The following is a 12,879-nucleotide window of genomic DNA, read 5'->3' as shown; positions in this document are numbered from 1 at the left end:
GAAAATTGAGGGGAACACAATGGGAACAGAATATGAACACGATGTATTGATGCAGCATGAGCTGGCCGTCATGGAAGGGATTCTGGAAAGCAAGGAACAGTACCGCAAGATTGTTAAAGCGGGTATTGCTCGCTGGGTTAAGGACTTCCAAGATGGTCGCATTGAGATCAAGACGGTGGATGACCTGAAGAAGCTAATTGAAATAGATATCGAGTTGCAAAAAGACGAGCTCTGATCAGCTCGTCTTATCTCTGGCCTCAATACCTTGTCGTTTACCTTCAGGCAGCTTTTGAAACAAAACGTTTATTCTCTTCTTTCGGGATATTCTTTCTTCGATGATGAAGTTAATTAATTCAAATAATTGTAGCGCTGTCTCTTGATCGTCTCGGAGGTCCAGCTCACCTGGATGAACTGACTCATTTCCTATAACGCGTACTATGTCTAAGGCTTGCTGAATTTCATCAGGCAAACCTTTACTCACTAGCGAGCCTATATCTTTATTGATGTCTTTTCCTGACTCACCTAGTTCAACCATGAGTTTTTGAAGGCAAAGCCTGAGTAAGGCAGCAGCTCCTCTTGGAGATTGATTAACAATATTTCTAGCTTCATTAAAATCGTCAATTAATGATTCAGGCATGTCACTATGAGGCATCGGTGCGTTAGTAGCCAATGGGATGATCATTTTATCTCCATACCAGAATGATCTATTACTGCAATGGTCACATATGCAAACATCAATACCAGAATCGAAACTTATGTCTGATATATAAATCATTGCACTATACCAATCTTGAGAAGTCTTTACATTGCAATAAGGACAATGAAATGATTTTGCTCGATGAAAGGGTGGGAAATATTCATGTGTCACATAAAAAACCTCTTTCTATTGTTAGTATAGATCAACAAGTTATTCGGCATTATCCTATAAGAATCCTTCTAAGAATCTCTCACGGAGGTGGTGATATGTAGTGGCTAGAGAGCGAAGTCCGCAGCGTGACGAAGCCATGAAGATGTGGCTGGACAGCGGCGGCAATATGAAGCTGAAGGATATTGCTGCAGCTCTTGGACTCGGTGAGACGCAGATACGAAAATGGAAGAGTGTAGACCGTTGGGCGGATGCTCTGAATAGTAACGTTACTAATGAATCAAATAGTAACGTTACCAAACGAAGGGGAGCGCCCAAGGGTAACAAGAACGCTGTGGGTAACAGCGGCGGCGCTCCTAAGGGTAATCAAAATGCCAAGGGAAACCGTGGTGGAAACGGTGGGCCATATGGCAACAAGAAGGCAGTCACGACTGGCGAGTATGAAACGATCTGGATGGATGCACTCGATGAGGACGAGCTGGTGTTGATCGATCAGGTTGACACTGACCCGATTCAGCAGGCTAATGAATCTATTCTGCTTCTGACAATTCGAGAGCGTCGCATGCTCAAACGGATTGGGCTACTCATGGACGGTCTGACAGAAAAGCAGCGGCGGGTTTTAAGCGAACTGAAGACAATCAAGGATGTGATGACCGTCCATGATGAAAAAACAGGTCTGACAAAGTCGGTGCCCATTTCCCGTACAGAGATGGTCGAAACTGAGATCGAGGAAACAGAATTTCGAGCGATCGACGACATTATCAAGCTTGAAGAGGCACTCACGCGGGTGCAGGGACAAAAAATTAAGGCGATCGAGTTAAAGAATAAGCTTATTGATGAGGAACGAAGGGTTCGAGTTGAAAAGCTGAAGTTTGAGCTGCAGATGCTTCGTGGTGGCGATGCTGATCAGGTAGAGGACGATGGATTCATTGAGGCATTGAAAGGGAAAATAGCGGAGGTGTGGGCGGATGGCGAGATTGAAACTTAAGCCGCCGCCGTTCAAGTGGAAGCCTTTCTCCGCTAAGCAAATTCAAGTCCTTACATGGTGGATGCCAGAAGCTCCGCATCATGATCTGGATGCAATAATTTGTGATGGGTCGGTTCGTGCTGGAAAAACAGTATCTATGTCGTTTAGCTACATTACGTGGGCAATGGAGACTTTCAACGGCGAACAGTTTGGCATGGCGGGCAAGACAATTGGTGCATTACGCCGAAATGTAGTTGGCCCTCTAAAGCGAATGCTAAAAAGTCGGGGCTACCAGGTGCACGACAATCAAACGGACAACGTGATGACAATCAGCCGTGGGCTGGTGGCAAACTACTTTTTCCTGTTCGGCGGGAAAGATGAAAGATCCCAAGACCTAATTCAAGGAATCACATTAGCGGGTATGTTTTTTGACGAAGTGGCGCTTATGCCACGCTCTTTCGTAGATCAGGCCGTTGCTCGTTGTTCTGTTGAAGGTCGAAAATACTGGTTCAACTGTAACCCTGCCGGGCCATTCCACTGGTTCAAGGTAGAGTGGTTGGATCAGTTAAAGAAAAAGCGTGCGTTGCATCTTCATTTCACGATGGATGACAACCTATCTTTGTCCGAGAAGGTGAAAGAAGGTTATCGTCGGCTTTTCTCCGGTGTCTTCTACAAGCGGTTTATTCTCGGATTGTGGGTTCTTGCTGAGGGTATCGTTTATGAGATGTTCGATTCAGATATTCATATATTAAGCGATGAAAAGCTGCCTGATAGGTTTGATAGATTGTTCGTCGGGGGCGACTTCGGTATGAGTAACCCGACTGCATTCCTGCTTCTCGGTCAAAAAGGGAAGGACTTCTATGTACTCCGAGAATATTATCATGCCAGCGGTAAGAAAAAAGGCAGTGATTCAGAGGTACAAGTGCAGCAGAAGACACTCGGTCAGTATGTTGAGGATTTCATAAAATTCCTTGGAGACGATCGTCCAGAAGTTATATACCTTGACCCAAGTGCAGTTGCTTTAATTAGAGAACTACGAGTAAAAGGGTTCACGAATATTAAGGCCGCTGATAATACGGTGAACGAGGGAATTCAGCTTGTTCAAAATCTTCTGTCCGGTTATTCCGGACAACTTAGAATACATCACTCCTGCGTCAATTTGATTCGGGAGTTTTCGTCATACGCTTGGGATCCAAAAGCCCAAGAACGCGGAGAGGATGCCGTCATAAAAGAGAACGACCATGCGCTGGATGCGCTGCGGTATGCGCTCTTTAACATGTGGCATGCTCTACGAAAAGCCAGCGTCAGAAATCAGAGATTGCATGGCGGGAAAGGAGGAACTGTCATATGAAGGTTGGCTGGGTCTCGTTTGAAAAAGGCGAGGGTAGCGGCGTAACAACTGCGGGGGAAAGCACACAGGCAATTGATTCATTCGAAGGGACATACGATGCACATGGCCTGTTACCATATCCAGAGGGGCAAGATCCTAAAATCCTACGCCAATTATGTAAGAATTCAAACGTCATCCCAACATGCATTCAAGCGTATCGACAGAATGTGACTGGGTACGGCAGGGGAACGGATTACAAGCCCGGTGAGAAGGACACTACAGCAGCAGACGAATGGGATCGAGCTAATGAACTACTTGATACTGCTGTCTTGGACAAACCATTGGAATCATTTCTGGCAGAAATCGTCGATGACCTTAATGAGTGTGGCAATGCATACATTGAGGTTTCACGAGAAGGGGAACTTCCCGGCTTGTTCCGAATTGCTCCTGAAAACATGCGATGCACAAAGTTTGAAAAGTCGGTACAGCTTGAGTATAAGCGACTATATAAGGACAAAGTTAAGACGTACAGACAGCGCCGCTGGGTGCGCCGCTATGCTCAGAAGATAGGCACCAATATTGTTTGGTATCGAGAGTTTGGTGTGCCGGAGGACGAATTTCCTGAAGCAGCAAATGAGATCATTCATCTCCGTGTTGGTCAGAATGGGCCATACGGCGAACCGCTTTGGATTGGAAACGCGCCTGGGGTTATCGGTGCACGCAAATCTGAGGAGCTGAACGTTGAATACTTCGACAATGGTCGTATGCTGGCCATGCTATTAACCGTAATCAACGGGGAACTGACACAGGATTCAATCGAAGCCTTGAAAAAAGCGAAAGGCAGTTCCTCGCAAGGCGGAATTCTTGTTCTGGAAGCTATCGGTTACGAGAAGGGGATAGGTGTTAGCGAGGAAAAAGAAAAGACGGAAATCAAGCTAGACAAGCTCAACGACCTGCTGCAGAGCGATGCGCTATTTCTCGATTATGGAAAGGATAAGCGCGGGGATCTTCTGTCTGCTTTTAGGCTGCCGCCGATCTATGTTGGACGTTCCGATGACTACAATCTCGCGACGTCAAATACTGCACGGCGTATCACGGAGGAACAGGTATTTATCCCATACCGCAAATGGCTCATGGATGAGATCTTTAATTATCGTCTATTCCCTGCTTATGACATCCTCAGAGTGAAGGCGTACCTTAATGGGCCAGAAATAACTGATCCAGAAGAACGCACTCGCCTGTTGGACTACTTGGCTGACAGAGGCATCATGTTAGTACGTCATTTGATACCAATCGCCGAAAAAGTCCTTAACACAACAATCGACGAAACAAAATATACCGATGATTATCTGGACACGCCTATTGCTCAGTTGGCCAGCAGCCAGCCGTCATCCTTTCAATTCAATTCGGATACTGACAACATTCAAGAGAATGTTGTGACAGTAGCGAAGCGGCTGCTCCGTCAAGGTACAGCGGAGGCGAAGGTACATGTGTGAGGCTTGCTGGGAGCGAATCGCAAAAGCAGACGATACCGAATTTTTAGACAGCTTAGATTTGACCAACGCGGAACGTGCGGTGCTTGAGGAACTATACAATCAGGGCGAAGAACAGATTATCGAGATACTGGAGCTGCAGGGGCAGGCGCTGCACGAAGCTATCCAAGAACTGACCGAGGATGCGTTGATTGACATAGACGGGCTGAGGAAGGTCATCGTTACGCTCCAGACGGGTGAACTCTTTACGACCCAATTTGAGCAAGCTGTATATGATGCGTTCATGCCACTGTTCGAGTTAGCTGGAGAGACCGAATTGACGGTACTCAATCCAGATAAAACATGGACAGTACAAAGCAAGGCCGCCGGGCGATTTGCCCGCAAGCTACAGAAGCTTGTTCCGGATATGAATGCCACTTCGACCGAAATTATGCTGCGTTCGTTTCAAAAGGCGATTAAGGAAGGGAAGACGCCAGCGGAGCGGGCATTGCTGGTGCAGGAGGTCACCGCCCAAGCTAGCAAAGGTGAAGAAGGACCATTTTCGATGACGAGGGCTGTTCGCGTAGCTCGCACAATGAGCACAGCGGCCGCAAATGGTGGGAAGCTGGAAGGTTGGAAGCAATCGGAGGTTGTCACGGGAAAGAGATGGAGATCGTCTGGGGGCAGTCGTACACGTAAGAGCCATCGCAAGGTAAATGGCGATGTACAGCCATTGGACAAGAAGTTCAAGGTTGGGGATAGTTGGTTGATGTATCCCGGAGATCCGTCTGGGAAAGCAAAAGAAATCGTCAATTGTCGCTGCACCATGCAATCTGTAATGGATTGATGTATGATATGCTGCGTGATAAGATATAAATAGAAAAAGGAGCTGGTTGCCTCCAGCTCCCCGTACAACACTTGGGTGGGAAACCTCCAAAAAAGAACAGAGAATAACCCGTTCCCTTGGCGCTAACCTGGGCGGGTTATTTTCGTTTATTCAGGTATGTGAGCAACGCGAGGATAAACATCCCGAGCATCATCACTTCCGAAAACGAAAATGTCATAAGCATCACCTCGATTCTGGAGGCGATACTTTCCCACCCAAGTTCAGTTGTACAGGCAAATTATAACACAAGAGTTTGCTAGAACACAGGCTACTTCTTTCCCATTACATAATAATTTGATATCGTATGTAATATCATTTTTGTTGAATAGTGATATCATATATGATATTATAATAAGTGAGGGGAGGCGATAAAGTGGCGTCAGTAGAAAAGATTATAGAGAAGATGAGGCGCCAGCCCCGCGGGATCAGCTACGACGAAGCGGTGAAAGTTCTAAACCATTACGGTTACGAGCTTAAACGCAAGTCAGCAACATCTCATAGGGTGTACGGTAATAAAGACGGTGACGTGTTTGTTCTTAAAGACAAAAGCCCGTTGAAAATATCGTACATAACAGAAATTCTGGATAGACTGGTTGGGGAATAGTTCCCCTTCCTGTCTCTCTCCATCATATAGCAAGAGTAATATATATTGAAAAGGAAGTGATCACATGGAAAAGGACATCGATTATTACATGAGTCTTCCTTATACGCAGCGTGTAAACCGCGTAGAGGATGAGGATGGTGCGTATTTCTTCGCGAAGATCGAAGAGCTTCCAGGGTGTCACACTGACGGTAACACAGCAGAGGAAGCTATTGTGGAGCTGCAGCAGGTTATGCGTGACTATTTAGAAGTAAAGTTGGAGATGGGCGCTTCTATACCCGAACCAACTGGGCTTCCCTCTGGAAAGTTCCCGTTGCGGCTCCCTAAGTCGTTACATGCCGAGCTTCAACAGATGGCCGCGCGTGAAGAAGTTTCACTCAATCAGCTAATGGTTTACATTCTCGCAAAAGCGGCAGGATCAGGATCAAACGAAGAAGCTGCAGCACTAAACTAATTAATTAGGCTCTCGCCAAACGGCGCAGAGCCTTTTTTATTGACCATGTTAAGGAGGTGAACTTAAAAATGGCGTTTAAATTGAGTGAGGCAAAGATAACTCACATTTCATTGGTCGACAAGGGAGCAAATGGCCGCCCATTCGCCATTATCAAGGAGGAAGGGAAGGAGCCGCTGCATAAGGACATTCGAATTACAAAGGCAGATAAGGCTCGACAGATTGTTTACGGTGTGGTGTATGAGCCAGATGTAGAAGATGCTCACGAGGACACGATGACCGCCGACGAAATAGAGAAAGCAGCACACGGCTTTATGGAGCGTCAAAACACATACAACATTGATAAGCAGCACGACCTTGATGCTGACAAGGGATATGTGGTCGAATCCTATATCGCTCCCGTAGACATGCAGCTAGGAGACCAAGAAATTAAGAAGGGCTCTTGGGTAGCTGGCGTGAAGGTGTTGGATGATGACACTTGGGAGCAGATCGAAAAAGGAGAGATTACCGGTTTTTCGATGTTTGGCGCTGGGAAGCGCGTGGAAGTCGAAGAAGAGGAGGTATCAAAGGGACTCTTGAAACGAATAGCCAAAGCGCTCGGCTTGATTGAAAAAGGAGCTGTAGCCAACAAATATAACGCGAACCGAAAGAACCGAGAATTCTGGGCTGCACAAGATGCCTTGAACTCGGTTCTTTTTCGTTGGGATGCATGGGAAAGCGGCATGGAGACAGATGCCGAAGTAATCCGCGAGGCCTTACAGGATTTCGTTGAGATCGCACAGGACGTACTGATTCAGGATGACATTATCAAGGCCATTGGCCAGCCGCCGGAGCAGATCGCGAAGGCAGGAAAGAAGATTTCAGAGGGCAATATGAAACATCTTGATGATGCTATTGCTGCGCTAACAGAACTAAAAAATAAAACGGCTCCTATCGAGGAGCACGAGGAGGAAGACGAAGTGAAAGCAGAAGATATTGCAAAAGCTGTACAGGCTGCCATCCAGCCGATCGTTAAGCAGGTTGAAGGTTTGGCCGCTGATGTGACGGAACTGAAGAAGCAGGAAGGCGAAGGAGCCGTTCCTGCAACCAGCACAGAGGGTGGAAATGAAACACAGTCTGATGCTTTGGCAGACGTTATTGCAAAAGCTCTTGCACCGTTGACTGATCAGATGAACACGCTGGCTCAAGATGTGCAAATTGTGAAGAACAGCCGCGGTGGATCAGCTCAGGGTGGCGCATCTGATGAAGATATCCAAAAGTCGGCCGGTGGCGTTAGCTTCGGCGGCTTACTCTAATCAGTCAAAATTTGAAGGGAGATTATGAAAATATGAGAACCAATGGACAAATTATTCAAAAATCCACCATCGTTACATCAATGGATCAAACTGCCCTCAACTACGAACAAGTAGATAAATTTTTGGAGATGGCGTACGAATCCACAGCATTCCTCAAAGGTATTCGTAAAGTTACCCGCACGAGTGCGAAGGGCACAATCGATAAGATTGGCGTGACAGGGCGTAACCTGCGCGGCAAAGTTGAAAATGCTTTGGCTAAGAATATAGCTACTTTATCTTTACCACAAGTTCCGTATGCAGTTGTGCCCGTGACTTTGCCATTTGAGATCACGGAAGAATTCATCCGGCAGACACAGCGTGTTCGGGGCCAAAATGCTGAGGATATCATCTTGACAGCTATGACAAAAAATTTCGCTGATAATCTGCAGGATTTAGGATTCAATGGGGATACGGCCACACCAAGTACCGACCCAGATTATGAATTCCTTCATATCAATGATGGATGGTTAAAGAAGGCGAAAACAAAGGGCAATTTCGTCGACTGGTCAACACTTCCTGCTGAAAAGAAAACAGGGATCTTTTTTGAGTTAGAAAGATCCATTCCTACACGGCTGCGTGCCAGTGGTGTATTCAAATATTTCATGCACCCGAACACATTCAGCGAACGTTTGCAGAAGCTGGCTGAGAAGGACACCAGTGCTTCCATTCAATTGCAAATCACAGGCGGTGTGAAAAAAATCAACGCTTATGACGTAGAAGAAGTGGCACATATGCCTGAAGGTGCTGTGTTATTCACTTATCATGATAATTTTGCCTTGGTCAACACATATGACATGCAAATTCGTAAGACGACAGAGGGGCGGGAGGCAATTTATGCGGACAAGCGCTTCTATGCTATCCATTCGGACTATGATTCTATCTTCGAAGAGCCGGGAGCTGTTGCAATGGCTGAAGGGGTGAAGTTCTGATGGTTCACATCACTTATCGGGGGGAGAACTCCTCCCTGAACTTATACGGAATTCGTTTTGAACCAGGGAAACCACAATTAGTTGTTGATCTTGAGCTGATTAACCAGTTTAATCGTCACGATGATTTTACTGTGGAGGAAGTTGCAGAAGTTGCATCGGAAGTCTCTACACCCGTAGAAGCTCAATCATTTGGTTATGAAGAAGAGGCAGAATTGACCCTAACGGCTTTGAAGGAACAAGCCAAGGCAGCAAGCATCAAAGGGTACTCGACGATGAATAAGCAGGAACTGATCGAAGCATTGGAAGCTCAATCTAAGGCGGATTTTTATGCTGACGCCCCAACTTCTTAAAACAAGGAGTCGAGTTTCAGCCATTCAAGATGCTGCTGATACGCTGCTGCAGCAGTACATTGATGATGCCGAGACGCGAATCGAGTTGTTCCTTCCAGTCCCTTTCCCAGAGGTTCCGGACAAGCAGATAATGCTTGCCTGGACGAAACTGGCCGAATCATTGGCTCTTCAAGATAGCGAGGAATACCTTGCTTCAGTTGCTCGAAACTATGCATCGGAAAGCGATGGGGCTTGGACATACACCCGGCAAGCGATTGCAGGCAAAACCACGGGGAACTTGGACGTAGATGTCATTCTCTCTCAGTGGATAGCAAAGCGTCAAAATGGCAGTGTGAAGGCATATGTGTTATGAATCATCGATTTAATACACCTCTTGCTGTATACCGTGTGGGCAGCAAGAGGGATGATGATGATTTGTTCAATGACCGTAAATCAGGGAAGGTATTGGATCTCAAATGCTTTGTCATCAAAAACGAGACATCTGAAAAGATGGACAGCAAACCTGTCGTATACATCATCAAGAAGACGGTCGGCATCCCGAAAAAAGCAGACGTTCGGTACAGCGATGAGGTACTGCTGCACGGTCGTCGCTATCTCGTCATAGATTCAATTCCCCGCCGTTACTGGCGGGAAATTCTTGTGACATGTGAGGTGAAGGGCAGTGAACGTGCATGATTTCGACGGATTAACCACGAAGTTCAAGCAGTTGAATGAAGAAGGGATAAACAGGGTTCTAAGGAACATTGCTGAAGTGGTCGGGGAAACCCTGCTAAATAATATCATTGAGGAAATCACTCGGCAGGATCTTATCGATACTGGGACTATGCGGAATTCATTTGCACGTGGGGACAAGGAAAATGTATGGGAATGGGATGTGGATCGGAATGCCATCACGTTGGAAGTTGGTTCCAACTTGGGAACTGACCCTAATGATCCAAACAAATGGGGTTATCCGCGCTTAATTAACGAAGGATACACGATTGAATCTAAAAAAAAGATAGGTTTTCAAGCCACGCCCCGGACATTCATCGGGCGCCACTATTTTGATATCGCGGTGAAGGAGCTGGAGGGTGGCATGAACCAGTTGATCATGAAACGGCTGGAGATTGAATTGGGGAGGCTGTTTGCATGATAGATGCAGGATTGAAGGCGTGGGCAGAAATTGTACGGCGGGTGTATCCGGATCTCACTATCCTACGGGATCGGTCGCGGTGGTTGGCCGGCGATTTCGAGCGGCCTTCCGTATTTATCGAGACGGATCTTGTTTCGGATCGGGTTCACACGCCGCAGGCTGACCGCATTATCGAGGACGTGGGGCTCGTCTTCCACTTCGATAAGGAACGATTGACCGAAGAAGACGAAGGGGAACCAATCCCCTTTGACCTGACTCCCTTATTCACCTACCTTCGCCAGAAGCGCTTCTGTGTGGCATCGGATCGGTTTGGAATCATTTTGGTGATGGAGCCGCCGCAGCTTAGGCCGAAAGCCGATCAGGTGGAAGTCACCTGCAGATATTCGTATCTGTTGCATGTGGATCGAGTTTCGGAAACGGGTGAGAAGATTAACCACTTTTACATTGAGCATGAAGGAAAGGAGATCAATGCATGACGGCGGAATATAACAAACGAAATAAGTGTGAATGGATTGAGGGCGCAGCCGCCTTGAAGCACGAACGCTTCGAGGTGGCAGGCGCCCTTTTTGATTGTTCGGATGACGCTCTGCTGACACAGGAGGAAGTGGCTAGGAAACTGGATGCTTACTTACGTCCTGCTCTAGCTGCTTCTGTTATGGCGCCAGAACCAGCGCCTACAGAAAGAAAACCAAAACGAACGAAGGAGGAAACAGTGAATGTCGATTCAACGGAATAGACCGGGCGCATATGTGGAGTTGCACGCATTGGCAAAAGCACGAGTAATTCCAAATACGGGGCGCGTTCTGGTGCCGTATCAGGCCGAGTGGGGGCAGCCGAATCAAGCCGTAGATATGGCCGACGATTCGGAACGACTCCTTGAGACAGGCAAACTAGTAGATGTAGTGGAGCTTGCTGCTGAAAAGGGCGCTACCGTGATTGGTTACAGGGTAACTAATGGCGATGAAAAAGCAGCCAACGTCACGGTAGCGGACAGCTATACGATAGAAGCACGCTATGCGGGATCACGCGGTAACGATTTCGAATATATGATTCGCTCGGCGCTTGCCGACCCGTCGAAAAAGGAGATCGTGATCCGCGACACTAAAGGCGTGTATGACACTGAAACGTATATTGTAGCGGACAAAGCCGAGGCAGTTACGAAGCTGAAGAAATCCGCTATGGTGCGCTTCAAAGACATCGGTGCAGTGGATATGGCTGACGTGGTATTCACCAAAATGACTGGCGGGAAGACAGGAACAGCGCCGATTACCCCGGCGGATTGGAGCCGCATTTTCAATCGCGTCGACGGTCTGACCTTTGATGTATTCTATTTGCCTGCAACTGATCCTGCTGTACAGGCAGCTGCGAAACAATGGCTACTTGATCGCAGAACGAAGGCGCGAAAGTTGGCACAGTTGGTGGTTGCTGGCGACCCGGCGAAGGATGATGACATCGAGGCGCACAACGAACGAAGCCGCGCCATGAATGCGCGGTACATCATCAACTGTTCGTTGTCTGGTCAGCATATCAATGGCAAGACATACAGCTCCGTTGAATGGGCTGCTTGGGTGGCCGGACTGGTAGCCGGCACGCCAGCGAACCAATCATTCACAGGAACTAAAGTTCCAATGACATTAGCAAAGGTGGATTGGAGTCATTCGGAAGTCCTGAAGGGGTTATCGGAAGGAACTTTGATGGCGACGCGTGATGGTTATGACTACATCATTGAGTCAGCAGTCAATACTCTATCAACTCTTTCTCCAGGGGAGCGTGAGGATTTCGGGAAGATCCGAGTCTCTATGACGATCGACCAGATCTTGAACGACATTTACGCCGCTGGTAAACGGAATAAGGCGAAGCTGAACAACGATAAGGAAGGCCGCGCATTATTTATTGCGGAGGTTATCGAATACCTTAAAATCCGAGCACAACAAAAGGCAATTGCAGAGGGCTTTGTATTTGAAGAGCATCCGACTAAGAAGAGCGAATTCGATTATGCCTTCTTCACGTTGCTAGCGAAGCCATTGGACGCGATTGAAGCGTTCTACATTGACTGGGAGGTGGCATAGTGGAACGAGAACTAATTGGACGGAATTTGTCCGTCCAGGATGATAAAGGAGATCCAATTCAAACAATAAAGGAAATTGAGGTTACCCTCAAACCGGAGACTTTGGACATCGTGCGAGCTCGACGAATGTCAAAAACAAAGCAAATCGTCGGGTACGAAATCCCGGTGAAGCTGGTCATGTCGAAACTTGAATCTCGTCTTCGATACCGTCTGTTGGAACAATTCAAGGCAGGAAAAACAATGTTTCTTGATCGCATCACCGGCTCCATCGAAGATATGCAGACTGGGAACACGGAGCGGGTACTGATTACGGGCATTCATATCCATGATGACATGGACATTTTGATAGCGAAGATTGATGAGAATAAGGGAATTGATATTACGTTGTCGGGGACAGCTACAGATTTCGATTTCGTCGAAAAGTTCCCAGAGTATATGGCATAGGAGGGCGGGTTACCGTCCTCTTTTTTCGTAACTAAAACTAATCATTAGGA

General features: G+C 47.2%; 18 protein-coding genes. 17 read left to right on the top strand and 1 reads right to left on the bottom strand.

The genetic code is table 11. The features are described from left to right. Positions 1-19 precede the first annotated feature (19 nt). Positions 20-235 (top strand): hypothetical protein, encoded by a 216-nt coding sequence (locus tag RQP50_RS27580; protein WP_315747355.1) that lies wholly within the window; start codon positions 20-22, stop codon positions 233-235. Here RQP50_RS27580 and RQP50_RS27575 read toward each other — a convergent pair whose 3' ends face one another. Continuing rightward, positions 236-868, bottom strand: coding sequence for a DUF4145 domain-containing protein (locus RQP50_RS27575; protein WP_315747353.1), 633 nt, complete (start codon positions 866-868; stop codon positions 236-238). A gap of 100 nt (positions 869-968) precedes the next feature. Between RQP50_RS27575 and terS the strand changes: the two genes are divergently transcribed. The 16 genes from terS (at position 969) to RQP50_RS27495 (ending at position 12,829) form a co-directional block, all read left to right on the top strand. After that, positions 969-1,853 carry a phage terminase small subunit gene (gene terS, locus RQP50_RS27570; protein ID WP_315747352.1) on the top strand — a complete coding sequence of 295 codons (885 nt, stop codon included), beginning with the start codon at positions 969-971 and terminating at the stop codon, positions 1,851-1,853. Then, positions 1,834-3,183, top strand: a complete 1,350-nt coding sequence (locus RQP50_RS27565) for a PBSX family phage terminase large subunit (protein WP_315747350.1) — start codon at positions 1,834-1,836, stop codon at positions 3,181-3,183. Before terS ends, RQP50_RS27565 begins: the two co-directional genes overlap by 20 nt. Next, a complete protein-coding gene (locus RQP50_RS27560; protein ID WP_315747349.1) occupies positions 3,180-4,658 on the top strand; it encodes a phage portal protein in 1,479 nt (492 codons plus the stop codon). Before RQP50_RS27565 ends, RQP50_RS27560 begins: the two co-directional genes overlap by 4 nt. Beyond that, positions 4,651-5,481, top strand: coding sequence for a phage minor head protein (locus tag RQP50_RS27555; protein ID WP_315747348.1), 831 nt, complete (start codon positions 4,651-4,653; stop codon positions 5,479-5,481). Before RQP50_RS27560 ends, RQP50_RS27555 begins: the two co-directional genes overlap by 8 nt. Before the next feature lie 412 nt (positions 5,482-5,893). Next, positions 5,894-6,124: a hypothetical protein gene (locus tag RQP50_RS27550; RefSeq protein WP_315747347.1), complete on the top strand. Its 231-nt coding sequence runs from the start codon at positions 5,894-5,896 to the stop codon at positions 6,122-6,124. Between the two features lie 64 nt (positions 6,125-6,188). Then, entirely contained in the window at positions 6,189-6,575 is a 387-nt protein-coding gene (locus RQP50_RS27545) for a toxin-antitoxin system HicB family antitoxin (protein WP_315747346.1), read from the top strand. 68 nt (positions 6,576-6,643) lie between these two features. After that, positions 6,644-7,867, top strand: a complete 1,224-nt coding sequence (locus RQP50_RS27540; protein ID WP_315747345.1) for an XkdF-like putative serine protease domain-containing protein — start codon at positions 6,644-6,646, stop codon at positions 7,865-7,867. A gap of 32 nt (positions 7,868-7,899) precedes the next feature. Next, positions 7,900-8,835 (top strand): major capsid protein, encoded by a 936-nt coding sequence (locus RQP50_RS27535; RefSeq protein WP_268594172.1) that lies wholly within the window; start codon positions 7,900-7,902, stop codon positions 8,833-8,835. Then, positions 8,835-9,185 carry a Rho termination factor N-terminal domain-containing protein gene (locus tag RQP50_RS27530; RefSeq protein WP_315747344.1) on the top strand — a complete coding sequence of 117 codons (351 nt, stop codon included), beginning with the start codon at positions 8,835-8,837 and terminating at the stop codon, positions 9,183-9,185. The genes RQP50_RS27535 and RQP50_RS27530 overlap by 1 nt, the downstream gene beginning before the upstream one ends. Further along, the gene (locus RQP50_RS27525) at positions 9,163-9,537 is read left to right on the top strand and encodes a head-tail connector protein (RefSeq protein ID WP_315747343.1); all 375 of its coding nucleotides are present in this window, start codon (positions 9,163-9,165) and stop codon (positions 9,535-9,537) included. Before RQP50_RS27530 ends, RQP50_RS27525 begins: the two co-directional genes overlap by 23 nt. Further along, entirely contained in the window at positions 9,534-9,860 is a 327-nt protein-coding gene (locus tag RQP50_RS27520) for a hypothetical protein (protein ID WP_315747342.1), read from the top strand. Before RQP50_RS27525 ends, RQP50_RS27520 begins: the two co-directional genes overlap by 4 nt. Further along, a complete protein-coding gene (locus tag RQP50_RS27515; protein WP_315747341.1) occupies positions 9,847-10,317 on the top strand; it encodes an HK97 gp10 family phage protein in 471 nt (156 codons plus the stop codon). Before RQP50_RS27520 ends, RQP50_RS27515 begins: the two co-directional genes overlap by 14 nt. Continuing rightward, the gene (locus RQP50_RS27510) at positions 10,314-10,793 is read left to right on the top strand and encodes a hypothetical protein (RefSeq protein WP_315747340.1); all 480 of its coding nucleotides are present in this window, start codon (positions 10,314-10,316) and stop codon (positions 10,791-10,793) included. The genes RQP50_RS27515 and RQP50_RS27510 overlap by 4 nt, the downstream gene beginning before the upstream one ends. Beyond that, positions 10,790-11,053 carry a hypothetical protein gene (locus RQP50_RS27505; protein WP_315747339.1) on the top strand — a complete coding sequence of 88 codons (264 nt, stop codon included), beginning with the start codon at positions 10,790-10,792 and terminating at the stop codon, positions 11,051-11,053. Before RQP50_RS27510 ends, RQP50_RS27505 begins: the two co-directional genes overlap by 4 nt. Further along, positions 11,034-12,386, top strand: coding sequence for a phage tail sheath subtilisin-like domain-containing protein (locus RQP50_RS27500; protein WP_163974701.1), 1,353 nt, complete (start codon positions 11,034-11,036; stop codon positions 12,384-12,386). Before RQP50_RS27505 ends, RQP50_RS27500 begins: the two co-directional genes overlap by 20 nt. Next, complete coding sequence (locus tag RQP50_RS27495) at positions 12,386-12,829, top strand: phage tail tube protein (RefSeq protein WP_163974699.1); 444 nt, start codon at positions 12,386-12,388, stop codon at positions 12,827-12,829. The genes RQP50_RS27500 and RQP50_RS27495 overlap by 1 nt, the downstream gene beginning before the upstream one ends. Positions 12,830-12,879 lie beyond the last annotated feature (50 nt).

Origin of the sequence: Paenibacillus suaedae (genome assembly GCF_032337355.1) — a bacterium.
Taxonomy (GTDB): domain Bacteria; phylum Bacillota; class Bacilli; order Paenibacillales; family Paenibacillaceae; genus Paenibacillus_B; species Paenibacillus_B suaedae.
Note: the sequence above shows the minus strand (reverse complement) of the source record. Positions and strands in the feature narration are given on the sequence as shown.

Coding starts and splice junctions, on each gene's coding strand:
- RQP50_RS27580 (WP_315747355.1), top strand. CDS start 20: ATGGGAACAGAATATGAACACGATGTATTGATGCAGCATGAGCTGGCC.
- RQP50_RS27565 (WP_315747350.1), top strand. CDS start 1,834: ATGGCGAGATTGAAACTTAAGCCGCCGCCGTTCAAGTGGAAGCCTTTC.
- RQP50_RS27560 (WP_315747349.1), top strand. CDS start 3,180: ATGAAGGTTGGCTGGGTCTCGTTTGAAAAAGGCGAGGGTAGCGGCGTA.
- RQP50_RS27555 (WP_315747348.1), top strand. CDS start 4,651: ATGTGTGAGGCTTGCTGGGAGCGAATCGCAAAAGCAGACGATACCGAA.
- RQP50_RS27545 (WP_315747346.1), top strand. CDS start 6,189: ATGGAAAAGGACATCGATTATTACATGAGTCTTCCTTATACGCAGCGT.
- RQP50_RS27540 (WP_315747345.1), top strand. CDS start 6,644: ATGGCGTTTAAATTGAGTGAGGCAAAGATAACTCACATTTCATTGGTC.
- RQP50_RS27535 (WP_268594172.1), top strand. CDS start 7,900: ATGAGAACCAATGGACAAATTATTCAAAAATCCACCATCGTTACATCA.
- RQP50_RS27530 (WP_315747344.1), top strand. CDS start 8,835: ATGGTTCACATCACTTATCGGGGGGAGAACTCCTCCCTGAACTTATAC.
- RQP50_RS27525 (WP_315747343.1), top strand. CDS start 9,163: ATGCTGACGCCCCAACTTCTTAAAACAAGGAGTCGAGTTTCAGCCATT.
- RQP50_RS27520 (WP_315747342.1), top strand. CDS start 9,534: ATGAATCATCGATTTAATACACCTCTTGCTGTATACCGTGTGGGCAGC.
- RQP50_RS27510 (WP_315747340.1), top strand. CDS start 10,314: ATGATAGATGCAGGATTGAAGGCGTGGGCAGAAATTGTACGGCGGGTG.
- RQP50_RS27505 (WP_315747339.1), top strand. CDS start 10,790: ATGACGGCGGAATATAACAAACGAAATAAGTGTGAATGGATTGAGGGC.
- RQP50_RS27500 (WP_163974701.1), top strand. CDS start 11,034: ATGTCGATTCAACGGAATAGACCGGGCGCATATGTGGAGTTGCACGCA.